Origin of the sequence: 'Cynodon dactylon' phytoplasma, assembly GCF_009268075.1 — a bacterium.
GTDB classification, from domain to species: Bacteria; Bacillota_I; Bacilli_A; order Acholeplasmatales; family Acholeplasmataceae; genus Phytoplasma; species Phytoplasma cynodontis.
The window spans coordinates 1-235 of record NZ_VWOH01000016.1 but is presented as its reverse complement, the minus strand read 5'-3'; the positions used below and the strand labels follow the sequence as shown (position 1 = coordinate 235).

Annotated in this window: 1 protein-coding gene; it reads left to right on the top strand. The window is 20.0% G+C overall.

The features are described from left to right. Positions 1-25: 25 nt before the first annotated feature. A partial coding sequence (locus tag F1741_RS02300; protein ID WP_212380341.1) for a hypothetical protein occupies positions 26-235 on the top strand: 210 nt, incomplete at its 3' end.

Genomic DNA, 235 nt, shown 5'->3' with positions numbered 1-235 from the left:
ATTTTTAGTACAATTAATATATAATATGCCTAAAAAATCTCGTATTATAATACAAACTTATAATATTAATCATTATATTTTAGATTCTATTGTAAATAATAATTTTGAATTTTTTTATGAAACAATCTTACAAGAACGTCAGATTAGTGATTATCCTCCTTTCGGTTTGATAAGTAAAATTTTAATTATGCATCCAAGTATTGTTAAAGTTCAAGATATAGCTAATAAAATTAAG